This is a genomic window from Bartonella sp. MU70NMGDW (assembly GCF_042194085.1).
GTDB classification, from domain to species: Bacteria; Pseudomonadota; Alphaproteobacteria; order Rhizobiales; family Rhizobiaceae; genus Bartonella; species Bartonella grahamii.
On record NZ_JBHIMK010000239.1, the window covers coordinates 1 to 1,789 of the forward strand.

A 1,789-nucleotide genomic window follows, 5' to 3' on the forward strand; every position below is an offset into this window, starting at 1 on the left:
AGAATTCACACTTTATACGTGATTCAATTGACCATTTTTTATAAACAATTGCCATGTATGAATAGACTATAAAAAGCTAATCATGATGTAAATGTTATAACGCATGTAAACATTCAAATGAAGTGAAAAGCAGCTATCATTCATAACAGTTCATAAATTTTATGACACGTTTTTATCACGCAGAAATCGCATTGTTAAAAACGTAATCGTTTGAAATTATCATAAGATAGATTTTAATTCATGAAGGGCATATAAAAGGATTTAAAAACAAGTCGATTTAAAGTGCCGCTTACTAAAAATTAGTAAATGATAAGCAAGCATTATATAGATACTATCATCACAACAGGTAATGAAATTGATAATGTTATGTCTTATGAAATCAAAAGCCTTTTAATGATATAACGCAAGCAAACAAGCAAAAAACGTTTTAAAAGAGGCGTTTTGATAATGTGCTTTTTCAAATGCACCCCTCAAAAATGAGAGCGTTATTCTTAATAAGTTTTAATCAATAGAATAGAGCGCTTGCAATATAATGCGTTGTATATATGCATTCATTATTGATTTCTTTTGTATGATCTGTAGCACCTCTATTTAAAAGCCGCGTCATATCAATTGGCACGGCTTTCTTTTATAAATTTTCTCTTTTATGATAGGTTTATAGCCATAAAGAAGGCGTTCTCTACACCTGTCATTTACTCTGTTTACCAATCTTGACAACGTTATCATTTTCATAAACCTCACAATTTATGGGAACCGAATATAAATCGCTATGTCTTTTTATTCTGCATGCCATATACATTACCTCTAATCAAGAAATAACTAGAGATCTTGGCATTGCCATAAACCTTGCTAACAACAGCATGATCATAAACCTCGGCATTGCTATGAATAGGTGCACTACCGGATAATTTTGCATTCCCATAAACCCGCGCATAATGATAAACTCAAACGTTATAAGAAAGATGAGCATTGTCATAAACACGACCAGATTTTACAACACAGACATTATCAGCAACCCAGCAATTGCCATCATGAAAGAGGTTGCTTTCATTTTCAATAAAACCACCTAGATCGCCTTTTTTACATCAGAAAAATCTTTTAAAGCACGAATGCGATATAATATATGACCAGTCACGAAATCCATTTGATTGGTCAATTCATATTTTTTGGATGTTTTATTAACAGGAGCGGTTTCATTTGCAATGGAAGAAATAACGGGGGTGTTTTTTGATATCGTTGTCATAATTAAACCTGTATATTTTTAAAAGTTTTGAACAGACATTAAGCCGACTCCAAACCAAATTTTTGTCGCATCAAGAGCCCTGTTCAAACTAATAATAACATATTCACTACCTAGTAGAATACTAACTCCTACACCTGCATAAAGCGAAGCAATAATCCGCCCATTATAGCTATGCTGCATGACCATAATAGAACCCAAAACCATCATTACTGCACTTGCAACACCAGAAGCAAAATGGATCAAAAGGACTAAGTATTAACGCCATGGAAATAATAAGTGCACTCATTACTATAGCTGCACAAGATAGCATGCGAGGAGCAAGAAAGATATTCTCAATTCTGCCAAACGTAAAGACCATACTCCTAACTAAATAACCACCATAATTAGCGCTAGCTATATAAGAAAGTTGATTAAAGGTAAACAATCCATCATCCAACATAACTGACAATATTGGTGTATAGAGAAATCGCCCGATACCCATTCTCAAAACCATAATAACCATACCGAATACAGCGTTTTGAAACAATTCAAATTTTGACGATTATT

The 1,789-nt window shown here is 33.1% G+C and carries 2 pseudogenes; both read right to left on the reverse strand.

Going from position 1 to position 1,789, the window contains the following annotated elements:
• Positions 1-688: 688 nt before the first annotated feature.
• Positions 689-1,144: pseudogene (locus tag ACFIKE_RS10075) on the reverse strand (hypothetical protein).
• 117 nt (positions 1,145-1,261) lie between these two features.
• A pseudogene (locus ACFIKE_RS10080) lies at positions 1,262-1,745 on the reverse strand (YbfB/YjiJ family MFS transporter).
• Between the last annotated feature and the right edge of the window lie 44 nt (positions 1,746-1,789).